Raw genomic sequence first — 14,206 nt, forward strand, 5'->3', positions numbered from 1 at the left:
CCGCGTTCCCAGATCCTCCTCCAGCAGCCTGATCTGCCGGCCGAGCGCGGAGGGCAGCATTTGAAGCTGCTGCGCCGCGCGCCCGAAATGCAGCTGCTCGGCCGCCGCCACGAAGCATCGCAACTGATGCAATTCCATCTGCCGCCCCTCATCGTCGTGCCCGGGCTTGTCCCGGGCATCCACGTTCTTTGCGCCGCTGAGAAGGCGTGGATGGCCGGGTCAAGCCCGGCCATGACGTCGTGGCGGCCTTACGAGGATTATATCATTTTTTTGTATAAACCAGCGTCGCTTGAGTATGCCCTGCATTCCCATTTAGATTCGCAGATAGACCGGCGTCGTCCCAAACGGAGCACTCCCATGCGCACCCATTCGATCGCTGCCATTCCCGCCGACGGCATCGGCCCCGAGGTGATCTCGGCCGGCGTACGCGTGCTGGAGGCGCTGGCAAAGCGCAGCGGCGATCTCGCCTTCAACGTCAAGACGTTCGACTGGGGCTCGGACTATTACAAGAAGCACGGCGTGATGATGCCGGCCGACGGCCTCGCCGAGCTGAAAAAATTCGACGCGATCTATTTCGGCGCGGTCGGCGCCCCCGACGTGCCCGATCACATCACGCTATGGGGCCTGCGGCTGCCGATCTGCCAGGGCTTCGACCAATACGCCAATGTGCGGCCGACAAAGATCCTGCCGGGCGTGGCCTCGCCGCTGCGCAATGTCGGCGTCGGCGATCTCGACTGGGTGATCGTGCGCGAGAACTCCGAAGGCGAATATGCCGGCATGGGCGGCCGCGCCCACAAGGGCCTGCCCGAGGAGGTCGGCACGGAAGTCGCCGTTTTCACCCGCGTCGGCGTGACCAGGATCATGCGCTATGCGTTCCAGCTCGCGAAATCGCGCCCGCGCAAGCTGCTGACGGTCGTGACCAAGTCGAACGCGCAGCGCCACGGCATGGTGATGTGGGACGAGATCGCGGCCGAGGTCGCCGGCGAATTCCCCGACGTCAGCTGGGACAAAATGCTGGTCGACGCCATGACGGTGCGCATGACGCTGCACCCCAAGAGTCTCGACACCATCGTGGCGACCAATCTGCACGCCGACATCCTCTCCGACCTTGCCGGCGCGCTGGCGGGGAGCCTCGGTGTGGCGCCGACCGGCAACATCGATCCGCAGCGCCGCTTCCCGTCGATGTTCGAGCCGATCCACGGCTCGGCCTTCGACATCACCGGCAAGGGCATCGCCAACCCGATCGCAACCTTCTGGACCGGTGTTCAGATGCTCGAACATCTCGGCGAGAAGGACGCGGCGTCACGGCTGATGGCCGCCGTCGAGCGCGTCTGCGCCGCCGGCGTGCTGACACCCGACGTCGGCGGCAAGGCGACGACGAAGGAGGTCACCGATGCGGTGATCGATGCCATCCACGGGTCGAACGTTTAGCAAACCAGCCCTGACGTCACCGCACGCCATAGCGCACGAACGCGTCGCCGATCCTGAGCTCGATGAGCTTTGCCGCCGAGACGTCACGGTTGCCCGCTTTATCGCCCTGGCCGAGCTTGGCTAGCCCCCGTCCATAGAGCGCGGTGGCCAGATTTGGTGTCAGGCGCAAGGCGAAGTTGTAGTCGTCGATGGCCGCAGCAAATTGACCCATCTTCAGATGGATCAGCGCACGTGAATCATATGTCGCGGCATCGTGCGCGCCCAACTGAATCGCGCTGTCGCAGTCCTCAAGACCCGCCTGGAGGTCGCCGACGACCGCTCGGGCCCAGCACCGGCCACTTCTCGCCAACCTCGAATTCGGATCGAGGCGGATAGCCTCGTTGAAGTCCAGCAGGGCCCGATCATACTGGTCCAGTTTCAGGTGGGCGCCCGCGCGATTGGCGAAGGCGCTGCCATAACCCGGGTCGAGCCGAATTGCCTCACCGAAATCCTTGATCGCCTCGTCATATGCTCCCATCCTCAAATAGGCCACGCCGCGATTGTTCAGCGGCTTGACGTAGTCTGACGCAATTTCGATCGCGCGACCGAAATCGCTGATGGCACGATCGTATTCCGCCGTCGCGGTATAAGCGTTACCGCGGTTGTTGTAGGCCAAGGCCAGCGCCGACGGCTTGGCATCACCGGAATTGATCAGCGCTGTGCAGCCGACGATCCGGGCCTGGGCCGGGATGCGGTCCCGGCCGTTGCACTGTTCAATCGTCTTGAGACGCGAACTTTGCTGCAGTTGTTGCGCGACCGCCGACGAGCAGAGCCACAGCAAGGCGGTAACGAGTGCGACGCTGCCGATGATGGCCGCCCTTATGGTCATCTCCGTGTCGATCTCCCTGTAGAACACCGCTTCGATGCTCACACGTCGCGAAGGGAGGAAAGACATGCTTTCCTCAAGATGGCTCAGCATCCTCTGCAGATGTTCAATCTTGGAGCACTCTCCTGTTCCTGCTGACGCGCCGGGGCACTTGCGCGCTTCTTGACCAATTTGGCCTTGCCTTCTTCGATGAGAGTCGAAAACTTGACCGAGCCGTCATCCGCGATTTCAATATGCGGCGTCGTACCCCGGATCCCCAGCGTTGCAAGGGGCGTATCAACTTTCATATCGCCGCTCTTCGCGACTTGACCGGCTACAAATGTCGCCGTTCCTCTCGCCAGACCAAAAAACGCCGCGTTGGATTTGCCGGCCGGCTCATACACATACTCGTCCAAGGTCATACGCGCATTGCTCGACAGATTGAACGACGAACCGTCGCTGAAATTGATACTGATCCGGCTGTCCGCTTCCGTCCGCACCACGTCGCGGAGATACACGACATCTCCGACCTTGGCTTGAGCAGCTTTATCGGGAAGTGCGACCTGCACGAGGACCGCACCTACGTGCTCGATCATGACCGTACCCGTAACGGCTACGACCTTCCCGATCGGGCTTGGCGCAACATCCCCAAGGCTGGGCTTCACGGGATTTATTTGAGCCTGCGCGGGCGCAGCAAGAACACTCGCGGACGCACAAACAAAACCAGCTAGCAAAGCAGCGATCGTATGTCTGCACATGATCCGCTCCTTCCGAGAAGATCTTGTTCGCGTAATCGCTCGATCAGGACTCCATGCGGCCCAGCCAAGCCCGCAAGTGGTGCATCGCGAGCTTCTCCGGCGTGGATCGGTCCCGAGGAGCAGCTCTCCAGAGGGAGACTGCTTTTGCCTCATCCTAACTGCGAGCCCTTTGCCTCGCCAGCAAAATAAGCTACATTTCATGCATCCCAAGCGTCTACTTAGTGAGAAGCGAATTGCGGTCCGGTCGAGACGCCGCGTCTCGCGTGAACCTGTCACCGCCGTGGTAATACCCATAGAGATCAGAATTTTTATCGGTAGTCTTCGGCGTGCAGTGCCTGGAATTGCCAGTGCCAAAACCTGCTTTAGTGGCGCAGGCAAATCCGACAAGAAGACTGCGGCATCGCGCCGAGCCCGAAGAATTCGGGATGCGAGGCCATTTCTATGTTAGTTGCGTTCGGCGTTGGGCCTTCGGACGGGGTTCTCACGACTTCACCGCTTGAGATCATCGGCATAGTCGAGACCGCCTTCGGTGAAGTGAGCCTTACCCGCGATGGCGGCGCGGCGATTAACGTCAGAGTTGGCGACCTTGTCTGCCGTCATGACGTAATCGAGACCGCCACCTTTTCCCGGGTCGGAATTCGTCTTCTCGACGACAGCCTGTTCAACGTCTTCAGCCAAGCCCGCATCGAGCTGCGCGAAGTCGCGTCCGCGTCCGATTCCGGTTCGCGTTCGACCGCCGTCGCAGTCACCAGCGGCAGCTTCGCATTCGCCGCCGGCCGACTGGCAAACAGCGGCGTCCTTACGATCGACACTCCGCTCGGAAGCATTCATGGCCACTTCCCCTCAAAAGGGTTCGGCATCCTGACGATTGCGGCGTTGACCTTTTCAATGATTGCGGAGGCACGAGCCGCGGACCCCGACGCCACCCTCGTGGATGACGATACGATCACGTACAAGGACCTTCAGCACGGTGTGTTCGAGCTCGTCACCAAGGAGCCGGTGCCGCGACACATCGTCGTCGATGACCCGGGCGAGACCATCGTCCTGAAAAGGATTGGCTCGTCGATCAGCGTGAGCCAGGTGACAAACAGCGCGGCTCGCATGGAAGAGCTGCAGGCCGCTCAACAGGACGTAGTTGCCAACTTCACGCGAGAGTCGATGGGCTCCAGCACGCCACCGTTCAGCAATTCGCCTGGGCTTCAGCACATCAACTTCACGTCAGACATCACGCCGACTGAGCCGGCGAACCAGCTTCCACCACTACTTCCGATCGAATTCCCCTTGATCGTGATGCCGCAGCCGACGCTGAGGTTGCCGGCCGCACCCATCAAAATTGACACGGTCGCCTTCGACGAGTTCACTGCGTCAAGCGGTACCTTCGGCGCCAGCAGCCCGTTCAATGCCGCGCTGACCTATGGTCTTGGTGGAGGGACGGTCGGGAGCACGGTCCTGAACGGACTTACATACGATGTTTCACAGACCGGTCCTTATGGTACCCTCTATCTCAACAGCGCGTCCGGCGCCTACACGTTCGTTCCGAACAATGCCGCCATCAATGCCCTGACGTCGCCGACGACCGCGAGCTTCGTCGTCACGGTCTCGGGCGGCGGGCTCTCGGCGCGTGAGTCCTTCAACATATCCATCATTGGCGTCAACGACACTGCCGTCATCTCAGGCGATGTCAGCGGCGCGGTGATGGAGGCGAGCGGCGGCGTCAATGCGACGGCGAGCACGCCAACCATAACCGGCACGCTCACGAGCACGGACGTCGACCACCCACCCAATATCTTCACGGCGGTCAGTTCGCCGACCAAAAGCACCGGCGGCTACGGGCATTTCACGATGACATCCGCCGGCGTGTGGACCTACACGCTCGACAACGGCAACAGCAAAGTGCAGGCTTTGAATGTCGGCGACACCCTGACCGACACTCTGACCGTGACCAGCATCGACGGCACGCCCCAGCTCGTGACAATCACGATCCAGGGCAGCAATGACGCCGCCGTCATCTCCGGCACCACCACCGGTTTAGTCGTCGAGGCGAGCTGCGCTTCGCCCGGAACGCCGACCGCGACTGGTAGCCTTGCCGCCACGGACGTCGATGATCCGATCAGCCCTTTCGTGGCGGTCATCTGTCCAACGGCCAGCTTGCAGGGCTATGGCTACTTCACGATCACCTCGGCCGGCGCGTGGACCTATACGCTCGACAACAACAACTGCACCGTGCAGGCACTCAATATCTGCGACACCCGGACCGATCAGTTCACCGTGACGACCGTCGACGGTACGCAGCAGGTCGTGACAATTACAATCAAAGGCATGAACGACGCCGCCATCATTTCGGGAACCAAGACGGGCTCGGTGCTCGAGAGCGGCTGCTCCTACGGCAAGCCGATAGCGGCCGGCACGCTCGCTGCTACCGACGTCGACAATCCCGCCAACACCTTCACAGCGGTCACCACGCCCGCCGCAAGCGCCGGCGGCTACGGCACTTTCACGATGACCGCGGCGGGACTGTGGACCTATACGCTCGACAACAACAATCGCGTCGTGGACGCACTCGACGTTTGCGATACCCTCACCGACCACTTCACGGTGACGACCATCGATGGCACCGCGCAAGATGTGACGATCGCCATCCGCGGCGCTAGCGACGCCGACTCCAAGGAGGCCGACTATTTGGCAACGGGAGCCACCGTCGTATCCGATCCTCCGTTTGTTGACGGTCCCGCCGGAGGCGAGAGCATTGCCGGCGGTAGCACCGTTCCCCAAAACGCCGACGTGCGCGCCGGCGACGACACCCTCAACGGCACCGACATGAACAACACCGCCTTCGGCGGATCTGGCAACGGTACGATCGAGGGCAACAACGGGGATAACATCATCTACGTCGGCTCCGGGCTAGACAATTCGGGCGATACGGCGGCGCAATCCACGCTCTCCGAACCGCCTTCCGTCTGGCGATCGATGGACAACTTCAGATTTGTCTTCGAACAAACCACGACCAGCGACAGCGTCCATCGAGGCGGAGTTGGCGCGGGGAGTATGGCGAAGGAAAGCAAGGCCGCGGAAACTCATGGCGGTGCCGACACCGACAATGCGCCGGATGCTGTCCCGCAGAAGGAAGTGGGGAATGGAGGCGAAGCTCAGCCGAATCCCCTTGGAGCCAGCGAACCCGATCATGCTCGGTCTGAGGAGCCCTGCAGGCCTCATTCTCAACAGCACTCTGCGGTCGATGGCACACCCGGCTCACACGGATACTCAACGGCCAATCCGCACGGGCAGGACGATTGCTTCCACTTCCTGAATTCTGCGATCGAGAGATCCGTCATCAATCTCTCGAACGATCTCCTCGAACCGAGCAATCATCACGAACGCGCGGCAACGGCCGCCGAGGGCGCCGAGGCAGCTGCCGACGTTTTGCAGCTGAACCATGACGCTCCGTCTGCAGGCGGTTCGGCCGGGCACCATCCGCTGCACGATCTCTTCGTGTGACTTGGTCTGCTGAAGATGCATGCCATGAACGTATTGCGGGATGCTGGCATGAGTCTCGCCCGCAAGCGGAGAGAGAACGTACCGCCTTGGTCCAATCAGACCAACGTCGCCTACTTCTTCCCTGCCGACGGAGGTGGCGGCGTCGCCATCGCGGCGGCCGGCTCGGGCGGGGTCAGATGGCGCGGGACGATGATGGTCTGGCCCGGGGTGAGCTGGGCGTTCTCCGGCAATGAATTGCTCTGTGCGAGCGTCCACAGCGGCACGCGGTTGGCTGCGGCGATGCTCTCCATGGTGTCGCCGCGGCGCACCGGCACGCGCACGCCGCTATCCCACAACTCGACCAGCGTGTCGGCGGGCACGAGATAGCGCAGCGGCACGGCATCGGCCTGGGTCTGCGGCGGAATGCGCGGCAGCTGCGTCACCATCTGCACGATCTGGCGATGGATGTCGTCGGACTTCTCGATGTTGATGTGGGTGACGCGCGCGTTTTCCTTGAGGTCGTAACTCGCATAATGGCCGCGATAGCCGGGCACGGCGACGACGTCGCCGCCCCCGAGCACACTGTCGGACAGGAAGATGTTGATGAAGCGCTCGACATTGAGCGGCACGTCGCCGGTCGCATGCGCGGGATCGATGGCGATGACGAGGCTGATCGGGATATTCTCCTTGGCCGCCATCTCTGAGATGATGATCGAGCACAGCCCGCCCATGGAGTGCCCCATCAGCACGATCGGCGCCGCCTTCTCCTTGTAGCTGGCAATGGCGCGACTGCCGATGAACCGGCACAAGGTGAATTCATAGACGTCGGCCGAGAAGCCGGCCTGCGTCAGCTTCTCGCCGAGCCGGTCCATGCCAGTCGAGAAGAACGGGCCCATGGCGCCGCGGAACAGGTAGACCTTCGGCGGCGGCAACGGCTCGAACGGTGGAGGCGGCGGCGCGGCGGGGACGGCCGCGGGGGTCTTGGACTTCGGCGGGGAAGCACCAGCCATGCCGCTGCTCAGGGCGAGCAGCGCAACCACTGCCAGCGCGATGGCTCGCCTCACATCAATCATCGTCCAGCAGTCCCACCACGAAGGCAACGGCCTTTTCCAATCGGCTTGGTGAACACCGATTGGGTGGAATTTGGGGCACGGAACTTCATGTCGCTCCTCGGCAGACCCGCTGATACCGGCCGCCACCGGATCGCCGCAATCAGTTGAACGGAACCCATGGCTCGGCTTCGCAGGCTTCGGAAATGACCGAGCTCTGGATTCCTTTGTAAGTGTCATCATCAAAGAAGACCGAATAGGTGGGCCGTCTGCCTGCGGAGGGGCCGCTCTGCCGCAGGCAGGCAAAATAGGATCCCGGCCCGTGGTCGGCCTGACGGATGGCGGTCGTCTCGAGCCCGCCGGTCAGCTTGACTTCGGTCGCGCCCTTCTTGACGCCGTCCTTCACCGCCTGGGGGCTGGGCGGACGCGGAGGATGATAGGCAGGCGGGACATTCGTGCTCGACGCACACCCCGCCAGCAGCAGCATCAGGACCGCGGTCGAGGCAGCCAGCGATCTGCGGCGGCCGAGAGCGGACCTTCGGTCGACGCGAGTTGGCGTCGGACACGGCGAGGAATTCACCCGGCTCATTGCGTGAGCATCTGCCCTGAGTTCGCCTCAGGCGCCGGCGGCGGGGCCGGACTGTTGGCCGGACTCTCGTGGGCACCAGAATCGGTCCATGCGGGCGGGAGGCCGAGCCCTTGCCCCGCGAGGCCAGTGAGGCCTGGAAACCGCCCGAACGCTTCGCAGGCGACATATTTGGGCGCACCGCCGAGCCGCACGGGAATGCTTTCCATCGGAGGCAGCGCCGGGAGGCCGCCGAACGGCGAGTCTCCGGTCACGACCAGCTTGGCGAAATCAGCACCGAACTCGGCGGCGAGATCGTAGGCATCGCCTTCGTTGGCGACCCGCGCAGAGCTGCCGATGGAATTGGCGCTGCGTGCCCAGACCATGGCCGCCTTCTGAAATCCGGCGAAATCGCGCGCCTCCGCCTCGACCGACAGACTGCCGAGCCCGACCGGAAGCCGCGGCACCGGCACGGGTACGCCGGGAAGCGCGACCGTCTTGGCGACCGACAGTGCTTTCGATGCGCCCGAAGCCGTCGCGCTGGTCGGTTTGGCATGCGTCACCGTCGCCTGCACCGTGAGGTCCGCGTCGTCATCGGAGGAGACGATGCGGAAGCGCTCGCTCAAGCGGAGACACAGCTCGCGGCTGATGGCATTTGCGACCAGACGCCGCTCTTTCTCGTTCAGGGCAACATCGGCGCGCGCGGGAAAGACGGTCGATGCGACGCGGATCGTCTTCGCCGCCAGCACGTCCTTCTTGTTCACGCGGATTTGTGATCGCGTGACCAGTCCGTTGGCGTCGGACATCCTATCGTAGCTCCGGAGCGAGCCGCCTCGTCGAGCGGCGCGCTCGCGCAGCCCCCGACCGCAAACGTGACGCACATCAGCGCTGCCCACTTCATGTGCAGGACCCCGCTCACGCCGGCGCGACTCGTCATCAAGATTACCTCAGCCGCCACCTGGCGTCCCTGCCATCCCCCATCATAAATAGATGAAACCCTCTAATTTTGATTTTCTCGTGACGAAACTTTGCTAGAGCGGCAGCATCCGGTTGAGCAATTCGAGCAGCGTGCGCTGCTCGGCTTCGGTGAGCGGGGCCAGCATCTTCCGGTTATAGGGCTCCGTCAGCCCTGCCCCGTCGGCAATGAGCTTTGCACCCTTCGGCGTCAGCATCAGCTCGACGGCGCGGCGATCGGATTTCGATCGGCTGCGCTTGATGAAGCCGGACGATTCGAGCTCGTTCAGGATCTTGATCAGGTTCGGCAAGCGCAGGCGGAGCAGGCTGGCAAGGCTGCTGGGGGGGACGCCCGGATTGTCGCGAATGACGACGAGGATCGCATAAGTCGCGGGCGTCAAGCCGAGCGTGGCGAACTCCTCGTAAAAACCTTCGAAGAATTTCAGCTGCGCGAGCCGCAGCATGAACCCGGGCGTGCGCTGGAGCGCGTCCAGGTCCAGCGACGTCGCAGTTGGCTGAGCGGCCTTCGCTCCGGGTCTTAACGCTTTCGGGCTCATGATCCTCGATCCGCGGCGGCCAAAAATGGCCGAATTGACACTCTCAAAAATAGCTATAAAATATAACTATTATAGAGCGGCACAAAGACCGCCCATCGGAGGAGACACAATGAACAGCAAATTCCTGCATAATTTATGCATGCTGGCCGCGATGCTGACGGCCGCACCGGCCTTCGCCCAGGATGTCGTGAAGATCGGCATCCTGAACGACCAGTCGGGCCCGTTCGCGAGCTATCAGGGCGTCGGCTCGGTCGTCGCCGCCAAGATGGCGGTCGAGGATTATGGCGGAAAGACCGGCGGCAAGCCGGTCGAGGTCGTCGCGGCCGATCACCAGAACAAGACCGACATCGGCATCGGCATTGCCCGCCGCTGGTACGAGAACGAAGGTGTCGATGCGATCTTCGACATCCCGAACTCGTCGATCGCGCTTGCGGTAGCCGGCATGAGCGCCGAGAAGAACAAGGCCTTCATCGGATCAGGCGCCGGCACGGTGCTCCTCACCGGCGAGAAATGCACGCCGAACACCGTGCACTGGACCTACGACACCTATGCCTATGGCCGCGGCCTCGGTAAGGCGATCGTGCAGCAGGGCGGCAAGAAATGGTTCTTCATCACCGCCGACTATGCGTTCGGCCATGATCTGGAGAAGCAGGCCGCGGAAGCTGTGAAAGCGTCGGGCGGCGAGGTGCTCGGCAGCGTGCGACATCCGCTGGGAACGGCCGATTACGCCTCGTTCCTGTTGCAAGCCCAGGCGTCGGGGGCGAACGTCATCGGCTTCGCCAATGCCGGCGACGATACCATCACCTCGATGAAGCAGGCCGCCGAGTTCGGCCTGACCAGGGATCGCAAGCTGGTCGGATTGATCCTCGGCATGAACGGCCTGCCCGCACTCGGCCTGAAATTCGCGCAAGGCGCGCAGATCATGAATCCCTTCTACTGGGATCTGAACGACGGCACGCGTGCTTTCGCCAAGCGCTTCGCCGAACGCATTCCGTCAAAGGCCTATCCGAACGACATGCAGGCCGGCGTCTATGCTTCGGTCATTCACTATCTCAAGGCCGTCGACAAGGCTGGCAGCGCCAAGGACGGCAAGGCCGTGGTCGCCGCGATGAAGGAGATGCCGACCGACGATCCGCTGTTCGGCAAGGGCTATATCCGCAAGGACGGACGCAAGATCCATCCGCTCCTTCTCCTGCAGGTCAAGGCGCCCGAGGAATCGACCTCCAGCTGGGATTTGCTGAAGGTCGTCGCCACCATCAAGGGCGAGGACGCCTTCCGATCCGAAAGCGACGGTCAGTGCCCCCTCGCGAAGCAATAGCTGTTGGGAGCTGACCATGAGCGGCATTGCGTCCAGTCCGGTCGATCCGTTCGCGCCCGACTTCCTGATGGATCCTTATCCCGCCTATGAGGCGTTGCGCGCAATCGGGCCCGTCTTCGCATTGGAGCGTTACGGCGTATGGGCCATGGCCGGCTATGCCGAGGTCGAGCCGGCCCTGAAGGACTGGAAGACGTTCATCAGTGGCGAGGGCGTCGGGCTCAACGGCATGAACCCGGCGCTGCCAAAGCCGCTGACGCTCCAGATCGATCCACCCGACCACGACAAGGGCCGGCGGGTGCTCGGCCGTACGCTGTCGCCGGGCGTCGCAAGGAAGCTGCGCGAGACGTTTCAGAAGGATGCGGAGAAGAAGGTCTCGGAGCTGATCGACAAAGGCAGCTTCGATGCCGTGACTGATCTCGCCGAAGCCTATCCCATGAAGGTGTTTCCGGATGCAATCGGCATCCGGCCTGACGGACGCGAGAAGCTGCTGGCCTGGAGCACGTTCGTGTTCAACAGCTTCGGGCCGGAGAACGAGATACTCACGGCGTCACGGCAGGAAGGTCTCGCCGCGCAGAGCTGGATCATGGAATGTTGTGCGCGGGATGCGCTGCGACCCGACAGCCTCGGCATGATGATCTATCAGGCCGCCGCCGAGGGCGAGATCACCGAGCATGAGGCGACGCATCTGGTGCGGCCGTTCCTCACCGCCGGAATCGACACCACCGTCAATGGCATCGGCAACACCCTGCTCGCGCTCGCCATGCACCCCGACGAATATCGCAAGCTGCATCACAGGCCGGAGCTGGCGCGCAATGCCTTCGAGGAAGGCCTGCGCTACGATTCACCGGTGCAGACGTTCTTTCGCACCACCTCGCGCGACGTCGAGATCGGCGGCGGCATGATCCCGGCGCATCGCAAGGTGCTGCTGTTCATGGCCTCCGCCAACCGCGATCCCGCGCGCTGGGACAAGCCCGACCGTTTCGATGTGGAGCGCGCTGCGACCGGGCATGTCGGCTTCGGCGCAGGCATCCACGCCTGCGTCGGTCAGATGATCGCGCGCCTCGAAGGCGAGTTGATCTTCGGCGAGCTCGCAAGGCGCGTGAAGACCATCGAGCTCACGGCGGAGCCGAAGCGCAGGCTCAACAATTCCCTGCGCGGGCTCGAGAGCATGCCGGTCCGGGTGACGGCGGCCTGACGGCATCGCACCTGGTGGCGGTCGGTTACTGCCGGCTCTTGAGCCGGCTGCGATGAGCGGCCTGCTTGGCGCGGTTGCCGCAGATGGCCATCGTGCACCATCGCCGCGCACGCCTGCGGGTGTGGTCCGCAAACAGCATCGTGCAGTTATGGCCCTCGCACGCCTTCACGTCGGAGAAATCCTCCTCGCAGACGAATTTCGCCAGGGCTTCCCCGATAGGCAGTAACAGCGCTTCGGGTGACCGCCAGCGCCGCATCCTTTGCAACGCAAGGCCGTCTCCCTGCTCACCGCGGCGCGGCACGATCTGCCGAAACGAGTCGTCGCGCTCCAGAACGCTGTTCAACCGGCCAAGCTCACGCAACGCCTTCGCAGTGAGAGGCTGGCCGGCATGCTTCAGCACAAAGCCCCGAAACCAATCGCGCAAGTCGCGGGCCTGACCGGCGACCTTGTCGAGTTCGCTCGGCTTTGCATGCGCCCTCAACGCCTCCAACTCCTCCGCCGGCACCAGCTTCGCCTGTGCCAGCCAGTCGATCAGACCCTCACCATCCTCGAGCCAATCGACCGGTGTATCGACCGGCGTCGCCACCGAGTTGAGGAAATCAAGCCCGAGCGAGTCGGCAATGAACATGGCGGGCGGGCGGTCCATCAAAAGTTCCTTCGCATCGTCCGAAGTCCCAATAAGTAACCTCTAAAAATCGCATTGACAAGTTACGGTGCAAGGCCATAACCTGAATATGGCTGTTTAACAGGTTACCAATATCATGGAGATCGGCATGACCACGACGACCTACCGCACCGCTGATGTCGACGGCTTCAAGGTATTTTATCGCGAGGCCGGCCCAAAGGCAGGGCCGAAGCTCCTGCTGCTCCACGGCTTTCCGAGCGCGGGCCATATGTTCCGCGACCTCATCCCGCTGCTTGCAGACCGGTTTCACATCGTGGCACCGGACCTTCCCGGCTTCGGCCAGTCCGACATGCCCTCGCGTGACAGCTTCCGCTACACCTTCGACAATGTCGCGAAGGTGATCGACCGCTTCACCGAGGTAATCGGCTTCAATCGCTTTGCCATCTACGTCTTCGACTATGGTGCGCCGACCGGCTTCCGGCTCGCGCTACGCCATCCCGAGCGGATCACGGCCATCATCTCGCAAAACGGCAACGCTTATGAGGATGGTCTCAGCGATGGCTGGAGTCCGATCAAGGCCTACTGGCAAGACCCTTCACCGGCCAACCGTGAGGCACTGCGCGCTTTCCTCACACCGGAGGCCACACGCTGGCAGTACACGCACGGCGTCCCCGATCCGACACTGGTGTCGCCGGACGGCCAGAATCTCGACAATTTCTATCTGGCGCGTCCCGGCTCGGACGACGTGCAGCTCGATCTGTTCGGCGACTACAAGAGCAACGTTGCGCTCTATCCGTCATTCCAGGACTATTTCCGCACCCACAAGCCGCCGTTCCTCGCGGTCTGGGGCAAGAACGATCCGTTCTTCATCCCGCCCGGCGCCGAGGCGTTCAAGCGTGATAATCCCAATGCCGTGGTGCAGTTCTTCGACACCGGACATTTTGCGTTGGAGACGCATGCGACGGAGATCGCGGACAGCATCCGCGCGTTCTTGAGATAACGCGGAGTAAGGAGGACCGGCGCCTGAGCCTCGCGAGCCGGCTTTGCCAAAGAGTGGCGCGCGACCTGTTCGTCGCGCAATCACCTTAGTTTCTTGACGGAGCCGCCGCCGCCGAGTGGGAGGACCGCGGCGCGCGGGGTTCGGCAATCGGGGCAACCGGAGCACGCGAGCGCATGATCGCGGCGTCGATCTCGGCGATGACGCGGCGCTGGATCGCCTCGTTCTTGTCGATCGAGACGTGACCGACGCCCGTGCCGCGCACGTCGACATTGTCGAGCTTGCCGCGGAAACCCTCGGCGCGCCGCACCGGCTCGCCGGGACCGTCGCCGATATAGATGTTGATGTACCGCTCGGCGCCGGTCGAGAGCTTGGTCTTGAACACGGAGTCGAGGCCGATCGCGAGCTTCACGGGAACGCCGAGCTGGTTGAGCTTGGC

12 protein-coding genes and 2 pseudogenes are annotated in these 14,206 nt (G+C 62.8%); 5 read left to right on the plus strand and 9 right to left on the minus strand.

Annotation, left to right across the window (positions count from 1 at the left end; all coding sequences use genetic code 11):
* The coding region (locus tag SE91_RS24065; RefSeq protein ID WP_156490048.1) for a LysR family transcriptional regulator at positions 1-138 on the minus strand (138 nt) is incomplete at its 3' end.
* Positions 139-357: 219 nt separating this feature from the next.
* Here SE91_RS24065 and SE91_RS24070 point away from each other — a divergent pair.
* Positions 358-1,431 carry a tartrate dehydrogenase gene (locus SE91_RS24070; protein WP_061849376.1) on the plus strand — a complete coding sequence of 358 codons (1,074 nt, stop codon included), beginning with the start codon at positions 358-360 and terminating at the stop codon, positions 1,429-1,431.
* Between the two features lie 16 nt (positions 1,432-1,447).
* On the opposite strand, the gene SE91_RS24075 is transcribed toward SE91_RS24070, so the two are convergent.
* Together SE91_RS24075 and SE91_RS24080 are read right to left on the minus strand one after the other, a co-directional pair.
* Positions 1,448-2,389 carry a tetratricopeptide repeat protein gene (locus tag SE91_RS24075; protein WP_245318514.1) on the minus strand — a complete coding sequence of 314 codons (942 nt, stop codon included), beginning with the start codon at positions 2,387-2,389 and terminating at the stop codon, positions 1,448-1,450.
* Positions 2,383-2,871: a FecR family protein gene (locus SE91_RS24080; RefSeq protein WP_245318515.1), complete on the minus strand. Its 489-nt coding sequence runs from the start codon at positions 2,869-2,871 to the stop codon at positions 2,383-2,385. The genes SE91_RS24075 and SE91_RS24080 overlap by 7 nt, the downstream gene beginning before the upstream one ends.
* 603 nt (positions 2,872-3,474) lie before the next feature.
* Between SE91_RS24080 and SE91_RS24085 the strand changes: the two genes are divergently transcribed.
* The gene (locus tag SE91_RS24085) at positions 3,475-6,528 is read left to right on the plus strand and encodes a VCBS domain-containing protein (protein ID WP_061849378.1); all 3,054 of its coding nucleotides are present in this window, start codon (positions 3,475-3,477) and stop codon (positions 6,526-6,528) included.
* 110 nt (positions 6,529-6,638) lie between these two features.
* Here the strand turns inward: SE91_RS24085 and SE91_RS24090 are convergent, their stop codons facing one another.
* The 4 genes and pseudogenes from SE91_RS24090 to SE91_RS24105 all read right to left on the minus strand — a co-directional run bounded on the left by SE91_RS24090 (position 6,639) and on the right by SE91_RS24105 (position 9,632).
* A complete protein-coding gene (locus SE91_RS24090; RefSeq protein WP_008556538.1) occupies positions 6,639-7,580 on the minus strand; it encodes a LysM peptidoglycan-binding domain-containing protein in 942 nt (313 codons plus the stop codon).
* A 139-nt stretch (positions 7,581-7,719) separates the two neighbouring features.
* On the minus strand, positions 7,720-8,043 hold the full coding sequence (locus SE91_RS24095; protein WP_061849379.1) for a hypothetical protein: 324 nt from the start codon (positions 8,041-8,043) through the stop codon (positions 7,720-7,722).
* A 98-nt stretch (positions 8,044-8,141) separates the two neighbouring features.
* A pseudogene (locus SE91_RS24100) lies at positions 8,142-9,004 on the minus strand (DUF3313 domain-containing protein).
* A gap of 148 nt (positions 9,005-9,152) precedes the next feature.
* Positions 9,153-9,632, minus strand: a complete 480-nt coding sequence (locus tag SE91_RS24105; RefSeq protein WP_061849380.1) for a MarR family winged helix-turn-helix transcriptional regulator — start codon at positions 9,630-9,632, stop codon at positions 9,153-9,155.
* A gap of 109 nt (positions 9,633-9,741) precedes the next feature.
* Between SE91_RS24105 and SE91_RS24110 the strand changes: the two genes are divergently transcribed.
* Both SE91_RS24110 and SE91_RS24115 read left to right on the plus strand, forming a co-directional pair.
* Positions 9,742-10,950, plus strand: a complete 1,209-nt coding sequence (locus SE91_RS24110; RefSeq protein ID WP_061849381.1) for an ABC transporter substrate-binding protein — start codon at positions 9,742-9,744, stop codon at positions 10,948-10,950.
* A gap of 16 nt (positions 10,951-10,966) precedes the next feature.
* Positions 10,967-12,145, plus strand: coding sequence for a cytochrome P450 (locus SE91_RS24115; RefSeq protein WP_061849382.1), 1,179 nt, complete (start codon positions 10,967-10,969; stop codon positions 12,143-12,145).
* 25 nt (positions 12,146-12,170) lie between these two features.
* Here SE91_RS24115 and SE91_RS24120 read toward each other — a convergent pair whose 3' ends face one another.
* Positions 12,171-12,791: a CGNR zinc finger domain-containing protein gene (locus SE91_RS24120; protein ID WP_156489749.1), complete on the minus strand. Its 621-nt coding sequence runs from the start codon at positions 12,789-12,791 to the stop codon at positions 12,171-12,173.
* Positions 12,792-12,918: 127 nt separating this feature from the next.
* Between SE91_RS24120 and SE91_RS24125 the strand changes: the two genes are divergently transcribed.
* Complete coding sequence (locus SE91_RS24125; RefSeq protein ID WP_061851280.1) at positions 12,919-13,770, plus strand: alpha/beta fold hydrolase; 852 nt, start codon at positions 12,919-12,921, stop codon at positions 13,768-13,770.
* Between the two features lie 85 nt (positions 13,771-13,855).
* Here SE91_RS24125 and SE91_RS24130 read toward each other — a convergent pair.
* Positions 13,856-14,206, minus strand: a pseudogene (locus SE91_RS24130) (hypothetical protein); the annotation flags it as partial.

The sequence above is a fragment of the Bradyrhizobium sp. DOA1 genome (assembly GCF_001593325.1).
Lineage (GTDB): Bacteria > Pseudomonadota > Alphaproteobacteria > Rhizobiales > Xanthobacteraceae > Bradyrhizobium.